Origin of the sequence: Hymenobacter setariae (assembly GCF_007713685.1) — a bacterium.
Classification (GTDB): domain Bacteria; phylum Bacteroidota; class Bacteroidia; order Cytophagales; family Hymenobacteraceae; genus Hymenobacter; species Hymenobacter setariae.
This window is the reverse complement of sequence record NZ_VMRJ01000003.1, coordinates 651,808-676,653: the sequence shown is the minus strand read 5'-3', so window position 1 is coordinate 676,653 and position 24,846 is coordinate 651,808. Positions and strand designations below refer to the sequence as shown.

Annotated in this window: 19 protein-coding genes; 8 read left to right on the top strand and 11 right to left on the bottom strand. The window is 58.5% G+C overall.

The genetic code is table 11. From position 1 onward, the window contains the following. Positions 1-1,132: sensor histidine kinase (locus FNT36_RS13910; protein WP_233635906.1), on the bottom strand; the 1,132-nt coding region annotated here is incomplete at its 3' end. A 42-nt stretch (positions 1,133-1,174) separates the two neighbouring features. Further along, complete coding sequence (locus FNT36_RS13905) at positions 1,175-2,554, bottom strand: sensor histidine kinase (protein WP_233635905.1); 1,380 nt, start codon at positions 2,552-2,554, stop codon at positions 1,175-1,177. A gap of 12 nt (positions 2,555-2,566) precedes the next feature. Here FNT36_RS13905 and FNT36_RS25810 point away from each other — a divergent pair, with 12 nt between their 5' ends. Beyond that, positions 2,567-2,701 carry a hypothetical protein gene (locus FNT36_RS25810; protein ID WP_262712172.1) on the top strand — a complete coding sequence of 45 codons (135 nt, stop codon included), beginning with the start codon at positions 2,567-2,569 and terminating at the stop codon, positions 2,699-2,701. Between the two features lie 17 nt (positions 2,702-2,718). On the opposite strand, the gene FNT36_RS13900 is transcribed toward FNT36_RS25810, so the two are convergent. After that, the gene (locus tag FNT36_RS13900; protein ID WP_144848666.1) at positions 2,719-4,038 is read right to left on the bottom strand and encodes an alpha/beta hydrolase family protein; all 1,320 of its coding nucleotides are present in this window, start codon (positions 4,036-4,038) and stop codon (positions 2,719-2,721) included. Between the two features lie 387 nt (positions 4,039-4,425). Here FNT36_RS13900 and FNT36_RS13895 point away from each other — a divergent pair, with 387 nt between their 5' ends. Continuing rightward, complete coding sequence (locus tag FNT36_RS13895; RefSeq protein ID WP_144848663.1) at positions 4,426-5,322, top strand: carboxypeptidase-like regulatory domain-containing protein; 897 nt, start codon at positions 4,426-4,428, stop codon at positions 5,320-5,322. Positions 5,323-5,569: 247 nt separating this feature from the next. Here the strand turns inward: FNT36_RS13895 and FNT36_RS13890 are convergent, their stop codons facing one another. The 3 genes from FNT36_RS13890 to FNT36_RS13880 form a co-directional block, all read right to left on the bottom strand. Further along, complete coding sequence (locus FNT36_RS13890; RefSeq protein ID WP_144848660.1) at positions 5,570-6,226, bottom strand: OmpA family protein; 657 nt, start codon at positions 6,224-6,226, stop codon at positions 5,570-5,572. Positions 6,227-6,476: 250 nt separating this feature from the next. After that, the gene (locus tag FNT36_RS13885) at positions 6,477-7,874 is read right to left on the bottom strand and encodes an alpha/beta hydrolase family protein (protein WP_144848657.1); all 1,398 of its coding nucleotides are present in this window, start codon (positions 7,872-7,874) and stop codon (positions 6,477-6,479) included. A 678-nt stretch (positions 7,875-8,552) separates the two neighbouring features. Beyond that, the gene (locus tag FNT36_RS13880; RefSeq protein WP_144848654.1) at positions 8,553-11,138 is read right to left on the bottom strand and encodes a bifunctional UDP-N-acetylmuramoyl-tripeptide:D-alanyl-D-alanine ligase/alanine racemase; all 2,586 of its coding nucleotides are present in this window, start codon (positions 11,136-11,138) and stop codon (positions 8,553-8,555) included. Positions 11,139-11,280: 142 nt separating this feature from the next. Between FNT36_RS13880 and FNT36_RS13875 the strand changes: the two genes are divergently transcribed. Then, positions 11,281-12,123, top strand: a complete 843-nt coding sequence (locus FNT36_RS13875; protein ID WP_144848652.1) for an endonuclease/exonuclease/phosphatase family protein — start codon at positions 11,281-11,283, stop codon at positions 12,121-12,123. Between the two features lie 31 nt (positions 12,124-12,154). Here FNT36_RS13875 and FNT36_RS13870 read toward each other — a convergent pair whose 3' ends face one another. Next, positions 12,155-12,538, bottom strand: coding sequence for a hypothetical protein (locus FNT36_RS13870; protein WP_144848649.1), 384 nt, complete (start codon positions 12,536-12,538; stop codon positions 12,155-12,157). Between the two features lie 134 nt (positions 12,539-12,672). Here FNT36_RS13870 and FNT36_RS13865 point away from each other — a divergent pair, with 134 nt between their 5' ends. From FNT36_RS13865 to FNT36_RS13855, 3 genes are all read left to right on the top strand, one after another. Then, the gene (locus FNT36_RS13865; RefSeq protein ID WP_144848646.1) at positions 12,673-15,252 is read left to right on the top strand and encodes a YfhO family protein; all 2,580 of its coding nucleotides are present in this window, start codon (positions 12,673-12,675) and stop codon (positions 15,250-15,252) included. Between the two features lie 123 nt (positions 15,253-15,375). Then, positions 15,376-16,275 carry a 1-aminocyclopropane-1-carboxylate deaminase/D-cysteine desulfhydrase gene (locus FNT36_RS13860; RefSeq protein ID WP_144848643.1) on the top strand — a complete coding sequence of 300 codons (900 nt, stop codon included), beginning with the start codon at positions 15,376-15,378 and terminating at the stop codon, positions 16,273-16,275. 69 nt (positions 16,276-16,344) lie between these two features. Beyond that, complete coding sequence (locus FNT36_RS13855; RefSeq protein ID WP_144848640.1) at positions 16,345-16,983, top strand: DUF4230 domain-containing protein; 639 nt, start codon at positions 16,345-16,347, stop codon at positions 16,981-16,983. Positions 16,984-17,111: 128 nt separating this feature from the next. Here FNT36_RS13855 and FNT36_RS13850 read toward each other — a convergent pair whose 3' ends face one another. Together FNT36_RS13850 and FNT36_RS13845 are read right to left on the bottom strand one after the other, a co-directional pair. After that, positions 17,112-17,474, bottom strand: coding sequence for a hypothetical protein (locus FNT36_RS13850; protein ID WP_144848637.1), 363 nt, complete (start codon positions 17,472-17,474; stop codon positions 17,112-17,114). Positions 17,475-17,575: 101 nt separating this feature from the next. Further along, positions 17,576-18,070, bottom strand: coding sequence for a regulatory protein RecX (locus FNT36_RS13845; RefSeq protein WP_144848634.1), 495 nt, complete (start codon positions 18,068-18,070; stop codon positions 17,576-17,578). Between the two features lie 147 nt (positions 18,071-18,217). Between FNT36_RS13845 and FNT36_RS13840 the strand changes: the two genes are divergently transcribed. Continuing rightward, positions 18,218-19,084 carry a DMT family transporter gene (locus FNT36_RS13840; protein ID WP_144848631.1) on the top strand — a complete coding sequence of 289 codons (867 nt, stop codon included), beginning with the start codon at positions 18,218-18,220 and terminating at the stop codon, positions 19,082-19,084. A gap of 105 nt (positions 19,085-19,189) precedes the next feature. Next, entirely contained in the window at positions 19,190-21,859 is a 2,670-nt protein-coding gene (locus FNT36_RS13835) for a DUF5686 and carboxypeptidase regulatory-like domain-containing protein (RefSeq protein ID WP_144848628.1), read from the top strand. Positions 21,860-22,021: 162 nt separating this feature from the next. Here the strand turns inward: FNT36_RS13835 and FNT36_RS13830 are convergent, their stop codons facing one another. Both FNT36_RS13830 and FNT36_RS13825 read right to left on the bottom strand, forming a co-directional pair. Further along, positions 22,022-23,377, bottom strand: a complete 1,356-nt coding sequence (locus FNT36_RS13830) for a Gfo/Idh/MocA family protein (RefSeq protein WP_144848625.1) — start codon at positions 23,375-23,377, stop codon at positions 22,022-22,024. Between the two features lie 33 nt (positions 23,378-23,410). Then, positions 23,411-24,802, bottom strand: coding sequence for a 3-keto-disaccharide hydrolase (locus tag FNT36_RS13825; RefSeq protein WP_144848622.1), 1,392 nt, complete (start codon positions 24,800-24,802; stop codon positions 23,411-23,413). Positions 24,803-24,846 lie beyond the last annotated feature (44 nt).

Below are 24,846 nucleotides of genomic sequence, written 5' to 3'. Positions count from 1 at the left end.
GGGGCGCGTAGCCCGCCTCGCCCGCCTGCTGGCGCTGGCGCACGGCGTAGAAGGCGTTGGTAAACAGGTTGAGCAGCACCCGGCCCACGTCCTGGCTCACGGCCTCGACCAGCGGCAGCACGGGGGCAAAGTCGGTGTGCAGCGTGGCGTTGAAGCTTTTGTCTTTGGCCCGCAGCCCGTGGTAGGCCAGGCGCAGGTACTCATCGCAGAGCGCGTTCAGGTCGGTCAGGCTGCGCTCGCCGGTGCTGGCGCGCGAGTGCTCGAGCATGCCTCGCACGATGCTCGCTGCTCGCTGCCCATGCTGCGTTATCTTTAGCATGTTCTGCTTTAAATCACCTAGCAGTTCGGCTTCGAGCGGTAAGTCTCGGGTGGGCCGGTTGCGCTCTAGGGCCAGTTCTTGGGCCAGCTCACTACTGACCTCGGCGAAGTTGTTGACGAAGTTGAGCGGGTTCTGAATCTCGTGAGCAATGCCCGCCGTGAGCTCGCCCAGGCTGGCCATCTTCTCGGCCTGTATCAGCTGGCTCTGCGTCGTTTGCAGCTCTTCTAGCGCCTGCTGTAGCTCCTGCGTTTGCTGCCGCAGGGCAGCCGTGCGGGCCAGCACCAGTTGCTCTAGCTCGGCATTGCGGGCCACGATACGCTGCTGGGCCTGCTCTTCCTCGGCCCGGCGCTGCTGCTCAATGGCCAACCGCTTCTTTTGGCTGCGCGCCACCCAAAAGAGCCCTACCATCCAAAAAAACACGAAGGTGCCGACCATGTCGATACCATCATTGTACTCTTTAAACGACCTAGGGGCCAGCTGGCGCCACACTACTGCCAGCAGCAGTGTAGCCGCGTACGGCGCTAATGCCAATGCTACTGTGCGCGCCGGGGGGTAGTCACGCAGTTGCCACACCACTTGCATGAGCTGCGCGATTACTACTAGAATAAAAACGTCGTCTATCAGGTCGCCGTCGAGGTGCAGCTTCTCACCAAATAGCAAATAGCTTACCCACACTACGGCTGCCGGAATCCAGAACCGGGCCAGGCGCCGGTCTAGTGCTGGCAGCCGCATAGGGATGTCTAAAAACCGCCGCAGCATCCACAAAGCCAGGATGGCTACCGGAGTACCGAGCAAGAGGCCGTCGTCTTCCATTTTCTGCTATAGCAACGTGTTTTTCACTAGCATGCCACTACCCTAAATAGGCAGGCGCACCGTAAACTTGGCGCCTTGCCCTTCCTGGCTCGTCACGGTGAGGCTGCCGCCGTGGCCTTGGGTGATGATGTCATGGGCCAGCGAGAGGCCCAGGCCCGTGCCCTCGCCGGCGGGCTTGGTGGTGAAGAAGGGCTGGAATATCTTCTGGCGCACGGCCTCGGCGATGCCCGTACCGTTGTCTTGCACGCTGACCTCTACCTCGTCCCCCACCCGCCGGGTGCGCACGCCCACGCTGGGCGCGTAGCCCGCCTCGCCCGCCTGCTGGCGCTGGCGCACGGCGTAGAAGGCGTTGGTAAACAGGTTGAGCAGCACCCGGCCCACGTCCTGGCTCACGGCCTCGACCAGCGGCAGCACGGGGGCAAAGTCGGTGTGCAGCGTGGCGTTGAAGCTTTTGTCTTTGGCCCGCAGCCCGTGGTAGGCCAGGCGCAGGTACTCATCGCAGAGCGCGTTCAGGTCGGTCAGGCTGCGCTCGCCGGTGCTGGCGCGCGAGTGCTCGAGCATGCCTCGCACGATGCTCGCTGCTCGCTGCCCATGCTGCGTTATCTTTTGTAGGTTTTGCGTCAGGTCGGCCAATAATTCCAACTCGAGCTCAGTATCGGGTGCAGGCTTGGTTTGCTCTTCGGCTAGCTCTTCGAGCAGCTCAGCCGATACCTCGGCGAAGTTATTGACGAAGTTGAGCGGGTTCTGAATCTCGTGGGCGATACCCGCCGTGAGCTCGCCCAGGCTGGCCATCTTCTCGGCCTGTATCAGCTGGCTCTGCGTCATTTGCAGCTCTTCTAGCGCCTGCTGCAGGGTGGCGGCCTGCTGCGTAAGAGTAGCCGAGCGCTCGGCTACTAGTCGTTCCAACTCTGCGTTTTGGGTCGCGATGAGCTGGCGGGCCTGTTCTTCTTCTTGGCGTTGCTGCTGCTCTTTGGCGAGGTTGCGTTTTTGGGAGCGGGCTACTAGTACCAAGCCGATGAGCCACAAGGTGGTAAACTTGCCCAGGCTCGTAAAAATACTGGCATATGGTGCCAGCAAGCGCAAGTCGCCTAGGTCTAGCCCAAACTTGATGAGCCGGTGCAGCAGCAGCGGGGCCAAGGCCAGCAGCACGAGCCGAGCCGGGCGGTAGCTCCACAACAGCAGCAGCGTAACTACCACCAGCGCATACACCCCCAGCATGTAAGCATCGTCGAGCAGAGGATTGCGGTAGCGAAACACCGCCGTTATCCCAAAGCCAAACAGAGCAGGTGCCCACACCCACGACAACACTCGGTTCCAACGCGGCAGCCGCTCGGCTAGGTCGAAGAACCGCCGCAGGACCAGCACTATCAGCATGCACAGCGGACCGGCCACCAGCAAGTCGAAGTTGTAGAGCGCGGACATTTCGCAAGAGCTATGGGTGAAGAACAACTGCGCGGTGCGGCGGCCGAGGAGGACATCGCCCAGCACACGCATTGGCAAGGCGAAGAACGTGCTGCCGCGCCATTCTACCAGCTAGCTCACCTAGTAAAGTTGAAGAGCGGGCCCTAGGGCTGCCCGCTCGCCGCTTAGTTGCGTGCTTGTGCCACTAGCCACAGCCGCAGCGTTTCGAGCAGGGCGGGCGCCACAATGGGCCGTGGCTCGCCATCGAGCACTATCCACTGCGTAGGCGGGGGCTGCAGCCAATGATTGACGCCCGGCAGCCGCTGGCTGCTCACGGTACGGTTGCCGCTGGCGCGCAACTCTTTCTCGAGCACCGCTTGGTGCTCGGCTGGCGGCGCCTGCTCATCGGCAAGGCCGCTCAGCAGCAGCACGGGCACTTGCACAGCCTGCAGCCCGGCCAAGGGGTCAAACGTGAGAAAGGCGCGGTGCCAGGGCATCAGGTGCGCAGCGGCGCGCAACTGCGCTACCTCTGGCAGCAGGCTTGGCTCGTCTTGACGCAGGAGGTTGGCTACCATAGCTTGTGTCTGCCCTAGGTTGGTAGAATAACGCACTAGCTCAGCCAGCGTGGCCTGGCGGCGCAGGCGAATAGCCAACTCGCTAGGCGACAGCTTAAGGGCGCGCAGAGCCGCGGCCTGCTGCGTCAGCAGCGTAGCCAGCCCAGGCTGCCCATAGCCCGCTAGGCTTACCACAAATGCCGGGGGCAGTGGCTGCGCAGCTGCTAGCAGCGCCACATTGGCGCCCTCCCCGTGCCCAATAAGCCCGAGGTGCAGCAAGTCCACCTCGGGCCGCGTGCGTAGGTAATTGAGCGCTGCCTGGGCGTCGCCCACGCGCTGCGTAGTGGTGGTGGTAGCGTTGTGACCTTCCGATTGGCCCATGCCTCGGTCGTCGAGGCGCAGCACGGCTATGCCGTGGCGGGTGAGATAATCGGCGAGTAAGCTTAGCAGTGGGTAAGTAGTTGGCTCCGACTGGTCGGCGGGGCGGCCATCTCGGTCTTGCGCCCCTAGGTCCGATAGTAACACTACTGCCGGGAAGGGCCCCGCGCCCGCTGGCACCGTGAGCGAGCCGGCCAACCTCAGTCGCGCTGCGAAATTTGAAAATATTACTTTTTCTTCGCGGTAAGGCCGGCTCAGCGACGTGACGGTGCTGGCAGCAGCAGGCAGTGGCGCGTGGCGCAGCACCAATGAGGTGTGTAGGCCCGGCTGCGTCCAGGTGCCGCGCAGCAGCAAATTGCCAGAGTCAAGGCGGGCGAGCAGACGGCTTCCCAACTGCGGCAGCAGCACCCGCACCGAATCGGTACCGGGCACCAGTTGCAGCTCGGCTGGCACCCGACTTAGCTTCTGCATGGGCACGTCGAGCGCCGCAAAATACTGGCCACCAGTTAGCGCTATTACGCTCACTGTCAACCCTAGGGCACCACCAGGCAGTGACAGCTGCCCTTGCCACAAGCCTTCGAGCGGCGGGGTAGCACTAGAGGCTAAAGCAGCCCCAGGCGGCGTAGCCGTACTCGCACTAGCAACTGCGCTTTGTGCCCAGCTGCTTGGTACTAAAGCACCCCACCACAATAGAATAGCAAGTAGGTAACTATTTTTCACTTAGCATAGAAATTCAACTCTCATAAAGCCTTCCCGAAAGGTACTTCAAATTTGCATATTATCCGATGAAATTAATGATTTCTGTCATTTATGAATCAACTGATAGAATTATTTATAGTACAAAGATAAATAATTTGACTCATTCAAGCACTTTAAGGTTATTTTTATTCGAAGTCGAGGAACTTCACAAAACATGATGCTAAATTTGTGGACTGAGCCTTTTTTTTAGCTTTTACCAATATGATAAAGCGACTACTATTCATTATATCCGTTATCGGGCTATCGCCATTTATTAGCCGTGCCCAAGAGGGTCGCATCACCGGCCGTGTGGTCGATGCTGAGACCCAGAGCCCCATTCCCTTCGCCTCGATTAACCTGCGCGAAGAGCAAACTGGTGCCCTCACCAATGAATATGGCTATTTCCAGATGGCCATGCCCACAAAGGTGACAGAAGACTCCATTATCGTGATGGCGCTCGGCTACAAGCGCACGGCGCTGTTTGTGAAGCGCGGCACTAATATGGAAGAAGTTATCCTTCAAATTCCCAAGCAACCCATTCAGCTCGCCAACATTGTAGTAGAGGCTAGCAAGGTGCGGCCGCTTACGCTGGGAGCCCACACCAATTCGCCAGGCGCAGGCATGATTCAGGGCATGCCCGGTAGTCAATATGCATTTTTGTGCAAGAATGAGAAGGCAAAAAAACTAGGCTTTATTCGTTCGGTAGCGTTTTACATTGGCGAAAACGGGTTTCCGCGCGAGCCGTTCCGGGTGCGCCTCTACAAAGCCGACGGCAACTACAACGCCCCCAACTCGGATATGCTCGGCGAGAGCGTAATTGTATCAGCGGCCCGCGGTGGCGAGTGGTTCACGGTCGACCTGACGAGCTATAACATCCCAGCACCTGAGGAGGGCTTTTACGTGGCCATGGAGTGGATTGTGAGCGGCGACAAGTTCTACACCACCAACTTTATGGATAACTACACGCCCTACGGCCAGATTCTGCGTCCCACGTTCGAGTTCAAAGACAGCCGCACCTGGAGCTATGCCATCGGCCGCGGCTGGAACTTGGTAACGCTTGCTAACGGCAACTCCCGCTTCAACGCCATGATGCGCGCTGAAGTAGACGAGTATAAATAGACCGCAACTGTAGCAGATTTAAAGAATTGCGCAGCTATACCTACTGCGCAGGGCTACTTACCCAATTTCATTTTTTGCTAAAAAAAGAAAGGCCACCTACCTAGGTGGCCTTTCTCTTTTTAAATCAGCTAGATGCGCTCGCAGTCAATTAGGAGAGTGTCTGGAGCGTAGGTACAGTATACCCAGCTAGTCAAACTGCCGGAGTCCGGCGCCTCTCGCGGTTTGGTTAACCCACTGAGTCTGTGGTCTACTTGACTTTCACCGCAATTTCGACGCGGCGGTTTTCTTGGCGGCCAGCGGCCGTGGCATTGCTAGCAGCCGGCTGCTCCTCACCAAATGCTTCGGTGCTGACATGGTCGGCGGGAAGCTTATTGGTAGTTATTAGGTAGTTTTTCACGGCTTCCGCGCGCTGCTTGCTCAGGTCACGGTTGTAGCTCTTGTCGCCTCGCGAGTCGGCAAAGCCCAGAATGCGCACGTCTTTGCCCGCGTAGCGCTGGTTAATAGAGGCCGTAATCTGCTTGAGAGCTGCGGCGGCGGACGGCTTTACCGTAGCCTTGTCCGTATCGAATAGCACTTTTTCATCGACGCCATATACCTGGTAGTCGTCATTGCCTCGCACAGATACACCCGGCAGATTTACTTCCGGAAATTTAACGTTCGATAGCTTGGCTTTGGTCAGGTCGAAAGCGTTGCTAATGGCCGAGCCGGCTTTGCTAGCAGCGCTGTCTACAGCGTCGGCCGCATTGGCAGCTGCGTCGGCGGCCGTGTTGCCCGTGCGCGCCACTACGGCCGTGTCTTGGGTAGCATCGGAGAGCGAATTTTTGTCGTCCGTCTTTTTCAGGTCGTTGCAGCTAGCGAAAGTTAGGGTAGCTGCGGCTAGAAGGCTAAGAGGTAGCTTATTCATTACAAAACGAGTAAGATGTGAAAGAATGAGCTTCACCTTACGCGCCTAGGCACTACTGCGTTGGCGGGCGCTACGTACGCACCCTACTTCTGCAATACCCCTTAACTGTTTTCGCTTCAGCTCTCACCAGCCTCTTCTACTAGCTATAGCTTGTAGTAATCAGTATACTTAATTTTATCGCTCTTCAGCTAAAAGGAGGCGTCCCAAGACCAGACCGTTTGAATAGCCTTAGTGTCCTAGGGCCGTCTTTTTACTTCACAACTTGCTCAGTTATCCAAGCCCGTACGGCATCCGAAGCGGCGGGCGAGAAGTTTGGCTTGGGCTCGCCGTTGAGGAGTGGCCACTGCGTGCGGTCAGGCTGAAACAAGTGATTAACACCCGTGAACTTGTGCGTGGTCACGCCTTTGTTATTGCGCAGCGCCCTAGTCAGCATCGCGGCGTTGGTTTCCACGTTTAGCATATCATCGGCAGTGCCATAAAGCAGCAAGACGGGGCAAGCTATCTGAGGCAGGCTTTCGAGCGGATTGAAAGACAAGAAATGCCGGTAGCGCGCGCTCACCATATCGGCCGCACTTGCTTTTGCCGCTGCGGGGTCGAGGTTCGCGTTGCTTTGCTGCATCATATTGGCCAAAATGGCCTGCGCCTGCCCATTGTCCTTGGTTTGGCGGATAATCTTAAACATTTCCTGCTGACGATTAATCGACTCCGTAATCTGAGCTTGGTCGGCGTGCAGGCTGCGCAACGCTATCTCTTGCTGCTGCGCCAAGATGACACTGCCTGGTAGTGCATACGGCGCCAAACCGACCACAAACGTAGGGGGCTCGGGCATCGTGGCTGTCAGCAGCGCCACATTGCCCCCCTCGCCGTGGCCTATTAGACCAAGGTTACTGAGCTTTACTTCGGGGCGAGTACGCATATAGCTGAGGCCGGCTTGCGCATCGCTTGCCAACTCTTCGATAGTAGGTTGAATGTCGCCGGTTGACTGGCCCACGCCGCGGTCGTCGAAGCGTAGCACGGCTATTCCGCGCCGGGTGAGGTAATCGGCCAAGCGGCTAAGCGGCGCAAAATCGCCAGCGGTGCCATTGCGGTCGTGGGGCCCGGCATCGCTGAGCAGCACAACCGCTGGGAAGGGGCCTGCGCCAGCGGGCACCGTGAGGGTACCCGCCAGTTGTAGCTTCGCATCGGTGTTGCTGAAACGTACTTCTTCTTCGCGGTAAGGGGGCGTGAGGCGTGGGGTAGCAACAGCTGTCGCGGCTTGCACCTCTGAGTGGCTCAGTACCATAGGCACTTTAAAACCCGGCTGCAGCCAGCTGCCTTGCAACTGACTACCATCGGTGGCTAGCCGGCCTACATAGGTAGCGTTGGCTTCGGTAGAGGTTAGCACCACGGTATCAGCCCGCATGGTTACGGTCACTTTCAGGCGGCTTACCTTTTGCAGGGGTACGTCGAGGGTAGCGAAATATTCGCCATTACTGAGCTTCACCAAGCGAAAGATGACTTCTAGCTTGCCACCAGGCATTTGTAGCGGTCCCTTCCACAACCCATCAAGGGGTTTCTCATCGAGCGGACGCGCTACTGCTTCATGCGACTGACCTAAGGCTAGCAATAAAGCCAAGCAGCTGTAGAAGTATAGTTTAATCACCTTCATTTTTAACTGAATAAGAAAGCACTACCCAATTACTCATCGGGTAGTAGTGCAAGTGGTGCTGAGAGGGATTAGCAGCGGTAGCCTAGCAGGAACCTTAGATATTGGTACCTGCTCGATGCGCCCGGCGGCTTGAGAACTCGTAAGGAATGCAGGGCCTATCGTATTAGGATAGCTGCTACTAAATGTTAAACTCTTATATCGTCTAGCGAATTACTACTTAATTGATTTTTCACTAATTGTATTTTTATTATAAAAAAAATTTTAATATCCTGTAACAGTTATTGCCCAAATAAAAAGGCAAAAGCTATTACATGCTGAAAAGGGCGACAAAAATACTTATAAACTGCTATAAAACACGCTTTCATAGAACATATCTTTGACTCTATTTTAAAATCAATGCTTTAGCACGCTACCTCGGGAGCTTACTAAAACATTGATTCTAGTTGACAATATTTATAAATATTATCATTTCAACGGCATCTCACACAGGTAAGCATCTTGCAGGCTCAATAGCAGCTTTTACTTATTACAAGCATTCTTATTTCCCAACGGCTAACTAGATGAGCTTAAGTAACCTGCGTGCTAATCGGCCACCTAGGGCAGGTAGCCGACCTTTTCTACTTTATCACATCAGTTAGCGAAAAGCCTTTTGTGAAGTGATTCGCGTAGCAAGCACGTTTACTCACTCACAAATACGCGCTTCACGCGCTCGCTCACGTTAGTCAGCAACTCATAGGGAATGGTGCCGATACGTGCGGCTAGCTCATTGATAGTAAGCCCTTCACCAAATAGCATAGCTACGTCGCCGGGCTGCGTTTCGGGAATATCTGTTACATCAACCATCACCATGTCCATGCATACCGAACCTACTACGGGCGCGCGGCGGCCGTGTAGCAGTACTAGTCCTGCCCCAGCGCTAAAGCGCCGGTCATAACCATCGGCGTAGCCAATGGCTAGGGTAGCTACCCGGCGCTCGTGGGCCGTGGCCACACCGCGACGGCCGTAACCCACAGTGGTATCGGCGGGCAGCGTCTTGACTTGCGACACGGTGGTACGTAGCGTACTCACGGGCAACAAGTTGCGGCTACTTTCATCACCGGCCTCCACGCCGTAGAGCCCGACACCTAAGCGCACCATATCGAACTGCGCTTCAGGAAAGCGCCGAATGCCGGCCGAATTAAGCGCGTGCTTCAACACCGAGCGCCCTAGCACGGCCTCGATGGCAGCGGCCATGCGCTGGAAGGTACTGAGCTGCTGTTGGGTAAAGTCGTCATGCGCGGGGTCGTCGGCAGCAGCTAGGTGCGTCATAATGCTAGCTACGGGCAGCTGCACGCGGTGCGCGGCCAGTTGGTCGAGCAGGGCAGGCAGGTCGTTTTCATCAAAGCCTAGTCGGCGCATACCAGTATCGAGCTTGAGGTGCAGTGGTGGTAGCGGTGCGGTGCCCGCCGTGGCTTCGTGGGCGGCTTGCAGGTAATCGTGCAGACGCTCTAGGGAGTAAATTTCAGGCTCTAGACGGTAGCGGCGCAGCTGCTCGAAGCTGTCGGGTCCTGGATTCAAAACCATGATAGGCAGACTGATACCGTTCTCGCGCAATTGCTGGCCCTCGTCAGGGTAGGCCACGGCTAGGTAGTCGGCTCGCTGAAACTGGAGTAGGCTGGCGACCTCATATGAGCCGCTGCCATAGGCAAATGCCTTTACCATAACCATGAGCTTGGTGCCGGGGTGCAGCCGCTGGCGATAATACTGTAGGTTATGCGTCAGCGCGTCTAGGTTCACTTCGAGCACCGTGCCATGCTGGAGCTGCTGCAAGGCCGCTACCACACGCTCAAACCCAAACCGCCGCGCTCCTTTAACAAGGATAGTTTCGTTCTGAAACTCACGGGGACGCAGGTCGGCCAGCAGTGCTTCGGTAGTGGGGTAAAACTGAGTAATGAGTTGGGTTTGCTCAAACTCGGCTTGTAAAACCGCACCGCCCAATTCAGCGCTCACCGCCTCCCCTACCCCAATGAGGCGCGTGACACCGTGGGCCCGCACCAACGCCAGCACGCGGGCATAAAGGGCGGGGCCGCTGAGGCCCGACTCGAGCACGTCGCTCAGAATGAGGGTGCGGCCACCGGGCCGGGCTTGGCGGCTCAAGGCATCGAGGGCGAGGGCGAGGCCGGCTAGGTCATTGTTATAAGTATCGTCGAGCAGGTAGCAACCGTGGCGGCCTTGCTTCATTTCGAGGCGCATGGCCACGGGCTGGAGGCGCAACAGGCGGCGCTGAATCTCCGCAGGGTCGAGCGCCTTGGCGGGGTCGAGCTGCCGCCACAGCAGCACGGCTAAGCAATGCAGGGCGTTCTCGACCGAGGGCTCGTCGGCAAACGGCAGGGTGAAGCGCGTGGCGGCCCGCAAGGCCAAGTGCTCGGCCGGAAAATGGGCAGTGGCGGACGTTTCGCCCAAGCGCACCCGCACAGTGGTGGTGCCGGCGGTAGTGGACTTCAAACGGAAGCGCAGCGCCGCGCCGGGCACCTCGTGGCGCGTCCAGGCCAGGGCAGGCAAGTGGCGCGCCTGCACAGCGGCGTGCACGGCCGGCTGGTCGGCACAGTACACAAGCAGCTCGAAGCCGGATTGCTCAAACAGTTGCAGCTTCTCGGTTAGCTTGTCGGTTTCAGAGGCAAAGCCCGCGTCGTGGGCCGTGCCTAGGGTCGTAAAAATGCCGTGCGTAGGGTGGATGACACGGGCCAGCCGGGCCATCTCGCCTTGCTCCGAAATACCGGCTTCGAAGATACCTAGAGTGTGCCGACCGGGCGCCAATTCCCACACACTCAAGGGCACACCTACTTGTGAGTTGTAACTTTTGGGCGAGCGGCAAATGCCTTCGTCGGGTGCCAGCAGTTGAGCCAGCCACTCCTTCACAATGGTTTTACCATTGGAGCCCGTGATGGCCCACACTGGCTGCTGAAAAGCTGCCCGGTGCTGCGCGGCCAGCGCCTGCAACGCTGCCAGCGTATCGGCCACTTGCACAAAGCCCGCGCCTACAAACGGACCTAGACTGGCTGGCGCGTGGCTCACCACAAACAGACGCACGCCCTTGGCATACAAGGCCGCCAAGTGGTGGTGGCCATCGTGGTTTGGCCCGCGCAACGCGAAAAACAACGCGCCTTCGGTGAGGCCCACGCGGCGGCTATCGAGCAGCAGCGAGGCAATGGTAACGTCGGTGGCGGGAGCTTGGAGCAGGGTGCCACCGAGCAGCGTGGGCAGGTCGAGAAAACGGATAGGCATAACGGCCGCAAAGGTCGGGCGCTCGCTTGGTACGGACGCGGCGCTCGGGGCCGACCTAGGGCCACTTGGGCAGGCTGGGCATAACTTGCCTCGGAATATTGGACCGCTCTTGCTGGCGGCTCACGCAAAAAAAACTCACCTTATGCGCCTGATAATCTGCTTACTGCTCAGCTGCCTTTGTTTCTCCCAATTAGCCGCCGGCAAAGCCCCCGCGCCGCTGCGCATTGCCACCTACAACCTGCGCATGAACAATGCGGGCGATGGACTGGACGCTTGGCCCAATCGTAAAGAAATGGTAAAGAGCCTGGTGCGCTACCACGATTTCGACGTATTTGGCACCCAAGAAGGCTTTCGCGAACAGCTCAAGGGCGTAGCTGAGCTACCGGAATATGCCTTTGTGGGCCACGGGCGCGACGATGGCAAAGAAGCCGGTGAGCACTCGGCCATTTTCTACAAAAAAGCTCGCTTGCAGCTTCTCCAAACCGGCGATTTCTGGCTCAGCCAGACGCCCGACCGCCCCGGCAAGGGCTGGGATGCTACCTGCTGCAACCGTATCTGCACCTGGGCGCAATTCAAGGACCTGCAAACTGGGCAGGCATTCTATTTTTTCAGCGTACACTTTGACCATGAGGGTGTGGAAGCCCGCCGCCAGTCGGGCCTGCTGATGGTGCAGAAAATCAAGGGAATTGCCAAAAACTCGCCCGTAGTCTGCGTAGGCGACCTCAACTCGACGCCCGACACCGAACAGGTCAAAACCATCCAGACGCTGCTCGGCGATGCCCACGCGCTTACCCAGCAGCCTGCCTATGGACCGGTGGGCACCTTCCAGGGTTTCAAGCTCGACGCGCCGCTGCAAGACCGTATCGACTACATCTTTGTGAGCAAGGGTAGCACCGTGCTCAGCTACGCGGTCCTTACAGATTCTATGCATGGGCACTACCCCTCCGACCACTTTCCGGTGCTGGCTGAGGTACTGCTGAAGTAGGTGATATTTCTGAAAATTTGTTTAGGCTGGTCTATTTTCCTATGATGCCAATTCCGCGCAAATAGTCCGCATATTCGTCATTTACCATACTATCAGTGACGTATTTATGCAATGAGGTCCCGTACTTCCTTGCAGCGAAAACTAACACTTCTTCAACAGAATTAAATTCTTCGATTACGGGATAATCGTCCGGGTCTACGGGTGTAAGCTCAACCAAATCAAGAAAATTCTCTGGCCCCTCGTCTATGACTTCATTGTAATAAAGGCTGTATTCCTTTTCCTCGCCGCCTTTGTAGATTGTTAGCCATTTAATAACAGCGTAATCCGTCAGGTCCTGACGAGATAAGAATTGCCCGACAGCCTTACCTAGGTTAAGTCTGGCTGTTAATTGAGCTTCTGAAAGGTACCGAGTCATAAGGTCACATTAGTTGCTAGGACATGCCTCTTATCAGCAAATAGCATGTCTGGTTGACTCAAAGGTAGATGGGCCCCTTCCCCGCCCCGGCGCTACCTTCGGGCCTCATTTGCCCAACTGCTAAAAGCCGCCCGATGGCCGTTTCTCCTTCGTATTCTTCTGCGCCTGCGCCGCTGTGGCAGCGGGCCTGGCCGCACGTGCTGGCCGTGCTATTCTTTGTGGTGCTGGCCGTGGCCTACTTCGCGCCCATCGTGTTCAACCACCAAACGCTGGCGCAGCACGACATCACCCAGTTTCAGGGTGGCGCGCACGAGACCCAGCAGTGGGCCGCCGAGCACGGCCACGAGCCGCTGTGGACCAACTCCATGTTTAGCGGCATGCCCACGTACCTGATTTCGGTACACTTCCCCGGCGACTTGTTTGTGTACGTGCAAAAGGCCGTGGCTCTGGGCCTGCCCGCCGTGGTGAGCAACCTGTTTGTGGCCTTGCTCTGCGGCTACGTGCTACTGGTGGCCCTAGGCGTGCGCCCGCTGGTGGCGGTGGCGGGGGCGGTAGCGCTCGGCTTTTCGAGCTATAACCTCGCCATTCTGGCTGCCGGGCATAATACCAAGTCGTGGGCGCTGGCCTACGCGCCGCTCGTCCTAGGTGGGCTTATGCTGGCGTTGCGCCGCAATAAGTGGCTGGGGGTGGCACTGTTCACGCTGGGCCTGACTCTGAACGTGCGAGCCAACCATCCGCAGATAACTTACTACCTAGGGCTGTTGGTGGTCATTTATGGCATTATCGAGCTGGTGGCGGCTGTGCGGGCCGGGCGCTTGGGCGACTACCTAGGGCGTGCCGTGCTGCTGGGCGTGGGCGCGGCGCTGGCCATCGGCGTCAGCTTCGGCCGCCTCTATACCACCTACGAATACAGCAAGTACAGCAACCGCTCGCCCTCGGAGTTGAAGGCGCTGCCGCCCGCGCCCGGTCAGCCCGCCGCGCCCAGCGCCAAGCAGCAGGACCGCGACTACGCCTTTGCCTACAGCTACGGCATCGGCGAAACCATGACGCTGCTCGTGCCCAACTTCTACGGTGGCAGCAGCGCCATGCCCCTGAGCACCAGTTCGAACATGGCCCGCGAGCTTAACACCATGGGAGCTGGCTCGGATGCGCTCGCCAGTATGCCCACTTACTGGGGCGACCAGAGCTACGTAGCCGGCCCCGTGTACGTGGGCGTGGTGGTGTGCTTCCTGTTTGTGCTGGGCTTGTTTGTGGTGGATAAGCGCACGCGGTACTGGCTGCTGGCGGGTACGCTAGTATCGTTTGTGCTGGCTTGGGGCAAGAACTTTGAGACGATTAACAACCTAATTTTCGACTACCTACCTGGCTACCGCAGCTTCCGCGCCGTGAGCATGGGCTTGGTTATCGCGCAGTTGGCCATGCCGCTGCTGGCGGCGTTGGCGCTTTCGCGCATCCTGCGTCCTCGCGAAGCTGCTCCCCTAGGTGCCGCTCCCGCGCCCACCGAGCCGCTGCACCCGGCCCTGGCTAAGGCGGCCCGGGCGGCGGCTGGTGCACCCACGGTAGTAGTCGATTCGGCCGACAACCAGTACCGCACTCGGCAGCTGCTCTATGCGGGCGCCATCACGGCAGGCTTTCTGCTACTGACGTGGCTGGTGAGCTTCAGCTTCGATTTTGCCTCGCCGCAAGATGCCAACCTTACGCAGGCCGGCTTCACGCCCCAGCTACTGAGCGCCTTGCGCGCCGACCGCGCCGATTTGCTGCGCAGCGACGTGTGGCGCGGGCTGCTCTTCGTAGGCCTCACCCTAGGTGCCCTTTACTTCTACTTGAAAGGTAAAATCCAGGCCACCGTGGCCGCGGGCTTGGTGGTGGCGCTGGTGCTGCTAGACCTCTGGACGGTGGACAAACGCTACCTAGGCGAGAAAAACTACCAGACCGAAACCATTGTGGAGAGCTTCCAGCCCTCGCCCGCCGACCAGCAGATTCTCCAAGATAAAGACTTGAGCTACCGCGTCCTCAACGTGGGTAATCCCTTTAATGAGGCGCGCACCTCGTACTTCCACAAGAGCATTGGGGGCTACCACGGCGCCAAGCTGCGCCGTTACCAGGACCTGATTGAGCGCCAGATTTCGCCCAACAATACTGGCGTGCTCAACATGCTGAACACGCGCTACGTCATCATCCCCGGCCAGCAGCAGGGCCAGGCCGAGCAAGTGCAGCGCAACCCCAGCGCCAACGGCAATGCCTGGTTTGTGCGCGAGCTGCGCGCCGTGCAGAACCCCGATGAGGAGATGGCTGCCCTCACTAGCCTCGATACCAAGCACGTGGCTGTATTCGACGCCACCAAGTTTCCGAGCGTCAAGCCGGCCACGTCTGCCGACTCGTCGGGTACCATCGCCCTCACCGATTACGCGCCCGACGCCCTCACCTACCGCTACACGGCGGCCCAGCCCAGCACGGTTGTGTTCTCCGAAATTTACTACGCCGATGGCTGGCAGGCTTTCCTAGATGGCAAAGAAGTGCCGCATTTCCGTGCCGACTTCGTGCTGCGCGCCATGCAGGTGCCGGCCGGCTCACACGAAATCAAGTTTGTGTTTGAGCCTAAAGAATATAAGATTGGCAATACCGTGTCGCTGATTTCAAGCCTAGGGGTGCTGCTGGCCGTAGTAGCGGCCGGTGTGTTCGGCACACGCCGCCAGAAAGAGCCACTGGCTTAAGCAGCCTCACGTATCCCTATCGTCTGTCATCCTGAGCTTGCGAAGGACCTTTTCACCTTAGAATTGTCTAGGTGGAGTAAGGTCCTTCGCAAGCTCAGGATGACAGTTTTAGTTTAAGCAATAATGCCGGACCAGCTTCTGCAACTCATCCCGCACCCCATTGCCACTAGCCGCGGCGTGCGCCTGCTGCTTTGGCGCGACGACCTCCTGAATCCCGATTTACCCGGCAACAAAGCCCGCAAGCTCAAATACAACTTGGTAGCAGCTCGCGAGCAGGGCCACACGCGCTTGCTCACCTTCGGCGGGGCGTACTCTAACCACCTGGCGGCCGTGGCCACGGCGGGCCGGCTGCACGGCTTCGGAACCGTGGGCCTAGTGCGCGGCGAAGAACACACGCCGCTCAACCCTACCCTAGCTCGCTGCGTGGCCGATGGCATGCAGCTGCACTACCTAGACCGCACTATCTACCGGCGGCGCGCCGAGCCAGAGTTCTTGACTGAAATCCAGCAGCAGTTCGGCCCCGGCTACCTGCTACCCGAAGGCGGTACCAACCCCCTAGCCCTGCGCGGCGTGGCCGAGCTCATTGGCGAATTGCGCCAGCACACCGACTTTGACGCGGTGGCCGTGGCCGCCGGCACGGGTGGCACGCTGGCGGGCCTGGCCCTAGGTCTGGCCGAAGCCGATTACCCCGCCCGGGCCCTAGGAATAGCCGCATTAAAAGGCGCTTCTTTTCTACAAACGGAGGTGAACTCGCTAACGCAAGCCGCCATCGGTCAGACGCTACCTAATTACGAGTTGCACCTCGACTACCACTTTGGCGGCTACGCTAAGCTGCCACCTGAACTGCGCACTTTCATCCAGCAGTTTGAAACGGAGTTTGGCGTACTGCTCGACCCCATTTACACTGGCAAACTGCTAGTTAGCGTACTGGACTTAATAGAGCGCGGACATTTTGCGCCGGGTAGCACGGTGGTGGCCGTGCACACCGGCGGCTTGCAAGCGTGGGTTGGATTTGGCCGATAGCGCCCACTTGTGCATGCAATGGCTGGGCTTACCCCAACGGCGGGCGCTGAGGGCCGTATCTAAGGGTCTATGCCACTCGCCCGTTTGCTTCGTCGTCTGTTTCCACTGGTTTTGCTTGTCGCCCTAGGGGTGTTTTTGTGGCGCAAAATCGGCTCGACGCTCACGGACCTCAACCCGCTGGCTACCCGTGAGCCGCAAGTAACCGTGACGCACAACACAGTGCTCACCCAAGTAGAGGCCCTAGGAAAGCTAGAGCTAGTGCGCTACCGCTTTAAGGATGTGGTGGAGTACAAGAAGTCGTCGAAGTACCCCTTTCTACCCGATGCCAAAGCGGCCCTCGTCGTGGGCGGCGAAGCCGTGGGCTGCCTCGACCTGCGCAAAATCAAGCCCCAGGACGTGGCTTTCGAAGGTGACTCGGTGGTGCGCGTACTGCTGCCCGCGCCCGAACTGTGCACGTTTCAAGTCAACCACAACCAAAGCCGCGTTTTCAGCACCGAGAACGGCTTTTTTCAGGATGCCGCGCTGGTCGATGAAGCCTACCGCTACGCAGAAGCGCAGGTGCGGCGCTCGGCCCTGCAATCAGGCATTCTGGCCGAAACCCAGCGCAATGCCGAGCAAATACTGGTGCCCATGCTGCGCACGCTCACTGGGCGGCGCGTCATCATTGGGCAGCGGCTGGTAGTACCCACCCCAGCCCGCAAAATGTAGCCTAACTCAAAAAGAAAGTCGGCTGTCATGCTGAGCCTGCGAAGCATCTTATCACGCTAGATTATTCCAACTGTGATAAGATGCTTCGCAGGCTCAGTATGACAGCCAACTTTTATCATAGCAAAACCTTACGCAGCCCGGAAGCCCGTGGCTTGACGCACACTGCGCTCGTTGCCGCTAGCGGGGTCGGTGTAGGTGTGGTCGCTTACCTCTACCGAGAGATGCTTACCAACCAGCTCTTTCGTGTCTAGGTCTTTGCCGTCATGCGGCTTGATGCCTACGGCCGAGTACAGCGACAGAATGATAGGGTGGCTAGCCGGCGAATTGTAAAAGCGTTGCGTCACAAAGCCATCTTCGCTTTCCATGCGGGCCGCGAAAAACGGTACGTTTTGATGTTCGCTGGTGCCTTCCTCGATGCTAGTGATGGTGACGGTATGACGGCCATCGGGGAGGAAGCCTTTTTCCTCGCCCTTTTCAACGGAAATTTTCATAGTCTCAGAAAGTTGCTGCTAGTATATTTAGTACTAACGAATTTGACAGACCTAGGTTGCCTCAGCGACCAACTTGCTTATTACTCCTGAGACTATTTAGGCTAGCTTTCGTCTGCCAGCTCACCTAGGGCTTCCTGAATTAGGTCCGATTCGTAGCCTTTTTGCGTGAGGTATGCCATGAGTTTCATCTTGCGCTTTTGAGGGTGGCTTTCCTTTTCGCGAGCGGCGCGCTGGCCCAGCAGCTGCTTCAGCTTATCGTAGTATTCGTCGCCGTCAAGCTCCTTCAGGCCGCTCTTGATGCAATACTCGCTCAAGCCTTTAGCCTTCATTTCCATCTTGATACGGCGGCGCCCCCAGCCGTTGGTGCGGTGCTTACCGCGGGCGTATGCCTGGGCGTAGCGCTCCTCGTCGAGCAGTTTTTCGCGACCTAGGCGAATGATGATTTCACCGGCTTCGTCTTCGTCGAGACCATAGCTTTTGAGCTTATCAGCCACCTCTTTTTGAGTGCGCTCCTGGTAGGCGCAGAAGGCGGCTATCTTGGGCAGGGCCTCGGCAGGCGTATAGCTTTTGGGGGCTTTGTCAGGGTTTTTAAACATAGAAAAGGCAAAGAGCCGCTGCGAAGTACGGAAACGAAGCGGGGCCGGGGCCGTTGTAAGAAGCGAGCCGCAGGTTATTCAACTTTATAACGGCTGGCGGGGGCCAAATGTGCCACTGCGCGGGGACTACTCCCGTCTTTGTGTCCTATGCGCGTTTCGCCCGGAATTTTTTATATGCTGGCCTCCACGGCGTTGCTAGCATTGGTCAACGTGGCCGTGAAGAAGCTGACAGACCTACCGACCGCTGAAATAATCTTCGCCCGCTGTCTCATCTCACTCGTTCTCACCGTGTGGCAATTGCACCGCACCGACACTCCGATATTGGGCCCACCCAAGGCCCGCTTCAACCTGCTAGGGCGGGGCGTATTTGGGGCAGGGTCCATTATCCTAGGGTTTCTGGCCCTCAAAGCGTTGCCCCTAGGTGCCGCCGCCACGCTCAGCTACCTGGCACCGGTGGTCACGGCCGTGGCCGCCATCTGGCTCATTGGCGAGCCGCTCAAGCCCTGGCAGTGGCTCTTTTACGCCATGGCCGTGGGCGGCGTGGTGGTGGCGAAGGGCACGGCAGGGCTGCTGTCGGCGGGCGTGCTGCTGGGCGTCGGGTCGGCGGTTTCATCAGGCGTGAGCAGCGTATTTCTGCGCCGGGCCGGCGATAAAATAGCCCCGCTGGTGCCAGTTTTCTATTTCAACGTGGTGCCACTGGCCATTTCGGCCGTCTGGATGCTGTTTGACCTAAAGCTGCCGCACGGCATCGAATGGGCGTGGCTGCTGCTGGCCGGCGTATTCACGCACGTGGCGCTGTGGTGCGTCACGCACGCCTTTCAAAAGCAGCAAGCCAATTTTGTGGCGGCCCTTGACTACCTAGGGCTGATTTACGCCACAGCGCTCGGCTACTTCGTGTTTGGTGATAAGGTCAAGTTTAGTGTGTACCCCGGCATCGCGCTGCTCCTGGTTGGCGTGGGGCTCAATGCCTGGTACACTTCGCGCCAAGAACAAAAAAAGGAAACGGCTTCCTAAAGCGTCTTGTCTGTCTGTATGACCTAGTGCAACTCTGCTAGTCCAATTGGCTATCTATAAGCTGCGCCTATCTTGCTGGCTCTTGCGTGCCCGATTACGTTTTCTATGCGGATTTTTCTTCGTTTTCAGGCTCACTGGCTGCTGGCCGTCTTGCTCCTAGGGCCAGTTTTTGCTCAGGCGGGCGTCATTAAAGGCAAAGTGAGCGGAGCGGGCGGCGAGAGCCTGGCATTTGCTAACGTATCAGTGCGCGGCTCGGCCACTAGCACTGGCTCCAATGACCAGGGCCAGTACCAACTGCGGCTCGAGGCGGGCAATTACCAGCTTGTCTTTCAATACGTAGGCTACCGCCCCCGCACCGAAACGGTGCGTGTGCCGGCTGGCGACTCCACTGTGGTGCTCAACGTGGCACTGGCGCAAGAGTCGTACAACCTCGCCGAAGTGGCCGTGCGCGGCTCCGACCGCGACCCGGCCTACGCCATCATTCAGCAGGCGCAGCAGTGGCGCAGCTACCACCAGCGCGAGGTGGCTACGTTTCAGGCGCGGCTGTATATCAAGAGCTTAATTCGGCTTAGCGAGACACCTAGCAAGGTATTTGGTCTCTTCAAGATGGGCCCAGATATCAAGCCGGGCATTCTGTATCTATCAGAAAGTCTGTCGGATATCCGCTTCACGCAGCCCAATACCATCAAGGAGCGCATGATTTCGAGCCGGGTGAGCGGCGACTCGCGCGGTATCAGCTTCAACCGGGCACAGGGCGGGCTCAATTTTTATGATAACATCTTGAAGCCCAGTTTTTCGCAGCGCGGCTTCGTGTCGCCCATTGCTGGCAATTCATTTCTATTTTACCAATACGAGTTGGTGGGCACCTCGCAGCAGGGCGGCGAGCTGGTGCACAAGATTAAACTCATTCCGCGCCGCCGCACCGACCCCGTGTTCAACGGGTTCATCTACATCGTGGATGGCTCGTGGCGCATTCACTCCGTCGATTTGCGTTTGAGCAAAGACGCCCAGCTTGACTATGTCGATGACCTGCGCATAGAGCAGCTATTTGCGCCCGCACCGGGCGTGCCGCACGTGTGGTCCTTGCAATCGCAGAAGCTAAGCGTCACGTTTTCAGCTTTTGGTTTTAAAGGCTCGGGCTATGCTACGGCGGTTTTTTCGAACTACAACCACGTAGTAGCCACCTACCCTGCCCCGCCCGAGGTCAAAAAAGCGCCGGTTGCGGCCTCCGCCCCGGCCCAACCAGCCGCGCCACCGGTGGTGGCGCCAGTCACGACCAAGGAGCTGACGCGCCAAATCAAGCGCCAGAAGCCCGACCTCTCGGGCCTGAATAAGCAAGTGCGGCGCCAAGTAAAGCAGGCCCGCCGCGACTCCATTCGCAACGACCCGTTTGCCCAAATGAAATCGGGCGAGGTGATGCTGGTCGAGAAAGGCGTGAACGAGCGCGACAGCTCGTACTGGAGCCAAATACGGCCGGTGCCGCTGACGGCGGAGGAGAAGCTCGACTACCATAAAAAGGACAGCTCAGAGGTTATCCGCAACTCGCGGCCCTACCAGGATTCGCTCGACCGCAAGCGCAACGAGTTTACGCCGGCCAAGCTGCTGCTCAGCGGCTACACCTATCGCAATACGTTTAAGAAACGCAGCCTAGCGGTGCAGCCCATCTTCAATGAGCTGCAATACAACACAGTAGAGGGCTACGTACTGAATGCCGAAGCCACCTACACCCGCCGCACCGACGACCGCCGCTTCGTGACCCTGACACCGACCCTGCGCTACGGCTTCAGCAACTACCAGCTGCAACCCAGCCTGACCATCAACTGGCAGCTCGACCCGGTGAAGCTGCGCCAAGTGGGCTTGATTGCAGGCCGTACCGTCGAGAACTTCGACCGCAACTCGCAGCTCACGCCCTTCATTAACTCGGTGTACTCACTGCTGGCCAACCGCAACTACGCCAAACTCTACCGCCGCGATGGCGCCGAGCTCAGCTACCTCTGGGAACCCGTAAACGGCCTCACGGTGCGCGGCGCGGCCAGCTACTTCGACCGCCGCGAGCTATTCAACACCAGCACCTACCTCTGGCATGACGTGGAGGGCCGCGCCTTCACCAGCAACCAGCCCCTAGCCGAGGAGGCACCCGATGGCACTGGCTTCGGCCGTAGCAAGGCCGCCACCCTGACCTTGAGCGTGAGCTACCGGCCGGGTACCACCTACATCACCCGGCCCGATATGAAGTATAACCTAGGGTCGAAATATCCGCTTTTCAATGCCCAGCTGCGCCAGGGCGTAGGCGGCGTGCTGGGGGCCAATGTGCGCTACACCCTGCTGCAAGGCCGCATAAGCCAGACCCTACAGCTCGGCTTGCTGGGCACCTCGGCCTACGAGGCCGTCCTAGGTGGTTTTGTGGGCAGCCAGGCCAACCTAATGTTTGCCGACTACCGCCATTTCTCGGGCAATCGCACCATCCTAACCGGCAACTTCAGCCAGTTCCAACTGCTCGACTACTACCAGTACAGCACCCGCAGCAGCTACTTCGAGGGCCACTTCAACCACCATTTCAACGGCTTTATCTTCAATAAAATCCCGCTGCTGAAGTCTTTGAAGTGGCAGGAGGTTTTGTCGCTCAACTACCTACAAACGTCGCAGTCGGGTCCTTACTTCGAGCTGGGCGCGGGCATCGAGCACATCTTCAAGCTCGGGCGCATCGACTTTTTCACCTCGCTGCAACGCGGCCAGCACGTGGGTTCAGGCATCCGCCTAGGACTTGGTATTTAGGCTATTATGTTGCACTAACGCGAAACCCCACCCCCGGCCCCTCCCCTCCGGGAGAGGGGAGCCTATCGCAAGCACACATTGGCGAACGTCAGGCTCCCCTCTCCCGGAGGGGAGGGGCCGGGGGTGGGGTCATACAATAGGCGAGCAATACTACGACCTAGGTCAATATTTAAACACCTTACCGCCAACCATCACTTCTTGCGTTTTCTCATCAAACGTGGCCTTGAGGCCCGTGTGGGCGGCGGCCGTGGTCATGATGTTGGCAATCGAGTGGCTATAACCAGCCTCTACGGGGGCGTGGGGCTGCTGGCGGCTGCGCACGCACTCCATCCAGTTGCGCACGTGGTTGGAGGTGAGCACGTCACCGCCCGTGTTGGCCGAGGCGGCCACGGCGGCCGTTTGGGCCAGGCTGAACTCGGGCAGCAGGTTGGCAGGCATGTGCATAGCGTCGGCCGACTGCTTGGTGAGGCCGCCGGTGGGTGATACGCGGTTGGTAATCAGGTTCAACTCGCCGCCGTTGGAGTAGTAGATTTCGGCAGGGTGCTCGTCACCGTTGTGCATGCGCGAGCCAAACGTGACCTGAAAACCGGAACCTAGGTCGTTGGCGGGGCCATAATCGAACACTGCCGTGAGGGTATCCCAGTTGCGCCGGCCATCCTTCCACATGTAGATGCCGCCATTGGCCACCACGCTGCGCGGGTGCGGCAAGCCCGTAAACCAGTGTACGGTATCAATTTGGTGACTCATCCACTGGCCCGGCAGGCCTGAAGAATAAGGCCAGAACAAACGATATTCTAGATACTTGCGCGGGTCGTAGGCCTCGGTGGGGCGGTTCATGAGGTATCGCTTCCAGTCTATGTCAGATTCGCGCAGTTGCGCCACCAGGTCGGGGCGGCGCCAGCGGCCGGGCTGGTTCACGTTCCAGGTTAGCTCCACCATCGTGATGGGGCCAAACTTGCCAGATTTGATAAACTGCTCAGCCGCCATATAATTGGCGCCGCTGCGGCGCTGCGAACCAATCTGAATGATTTGCTTCGACGCCTTCACGGCCTTTAGAGCCGCCCGGTTATCAGCCATCGTCTCAGCAAAAGGTTTCTCGACGTAGGCATCGCAGCCCGCCTGCACCGCCTCGATGGCGTGCAGCGCGTGCTGAAAATCGGCGGTGCCGATGAACACGGCATCCACGTTTTTGCTGGCGTACATCTCATCGTTGTTGCGGTAAGCCGCCACCGAGTGGCCTAGCTTTTCCTTCCACATGGCGGCGCCTTCCTCCCGGCGCTTGCTCCAAATGTCGGATACTCCAACGATGTCAAAATTTAGCTCCTTGTAATGATTTAAAAAGCACGGCATGTGCGTGTTGCGGTGGCGGTCCGAGAACCCGACCACGCCCACGCGCACCCGGTCATTGGCCCCGATGATGCGCTTATAGCTGCTAGCCGACCACGTAACGCGGGGTAGCAATGCGCCCGCGCCCGCCAGGGCTACTTGCTGAAGAAAAAGACGACGCGGCTGCGACATGGCTTAGAAGTATTGGGTGGGGTTAAACATTATTTACTTCAACTCCTTGAGCTTGATGCTGCGGAACGACACCTTGTTGCCGTGGTCTTGCAGCAGCAGGTGGCCGGTCGGTGCCTCACCGAAGTTGGGCCAGATGTGGTATTTGCTCTGGGCCACCAGTTCGCGGAAAGCAGGCGAGCCGCGCTCGTATTCGAGCACTTTGGTGCCGTTGAGGTAGTGCTCGACGTGGTTATTGGGGTACACGACCACGCGGCCCACGTTCCACTCGCCGATGGGGTGCACGAAGCGCGGGGGCTTGTCGGCTTTTATCAGGTCATAAAGCGAGGCCAGCGTGCGGTTGCCATCGCGCCCGAGCTTGGCGTCGGGGTGCAAGGCATCGTCGAGCACCTGGTATTCGAGGCCGATAGCCGACATATCCGTTTTTTCGGCCAGCGTCACGAAGTATTTCAGGCCGCTGTTGGCGCCTGGCGTCAGCTTAAACTCAAACGACAAGTCGAAGGCACGGTACTCAGCATTGGTCACGATGTCGCCGCCGTTGGCGGCCTCTTTGCCCTCAGAAGACAGCACCGTCATGGTGCCATCGGTTATCTGCCAGCCTTGGGCGGGGAAGGCCGTTCCCTTGGCACTGCGCCAGCCCTGGCTGGTTTTGCCGTCGAAAAGTAGTTTCCACCCGTGCTGCTTCTCGTAATCGCTCAGGTAGTTGGGCACGAAGTTGACCACATAGATGTCGGCTGGGAAAGCGCTGGGTTTCAAGTCGGTGGTCTTAATGCGAATGTTTTTGAAGTAGACCTTATGGCCGGCCTGCGCGGCCTCGTTCACAGCGTGCACCTGCAAGCCGATGAAGCCCTTGGGGTCGATAGGGTCGACCACGTAAGCCACCGGCACATTATTGACCCAGGTCTTCATTTCGTTACCTAGGCACTCCACTTTGATGTGGTTGTACTCGCCTACTTTGAAAGCCGTTTTAGCCTGCGGGTGCAGGTCGAGCGGATACAGCCACTGGCGGCGGGCCTCGTCGTAGATGCCGCCCGACCAGCTCCGCGGCGAGGGGTCTATCTCAACCTGCCGGCCGAATACTTTGCCCGGCTGCTCGGGCGAGTCGAAGTGGCTGCGCGTCTGCACGCCCGAGTTGCTCTGTGGACTGTCGATTTTGATGTCCAGCTCCAGCACGTAGTCGCCGTACTCCTTTTCGGTGACCAAGAACGTATTGCCCGAGTTGGCCACGGTGGTGCCCACGATAGCGCCGTTTTCCACTTTATAGTCGGCCGTGCCGGCCAAGCGCTTCCAGCCCTTGAGCGTTTTACCGTCGAATAGGTTCTGCCAAGCATCGGCTTTCGCGGCCTGCGGCCGGGGGCGGGAGGACGTGGCGAGCAGCGTGGTCGCCGCACAAGCAGCCAGCACCAGCGTTTTACTGAGGATGTTCATGGGTGGGAAAAGTAAGCAGCGCACTAGCAAGTCGCGGCTTTAAA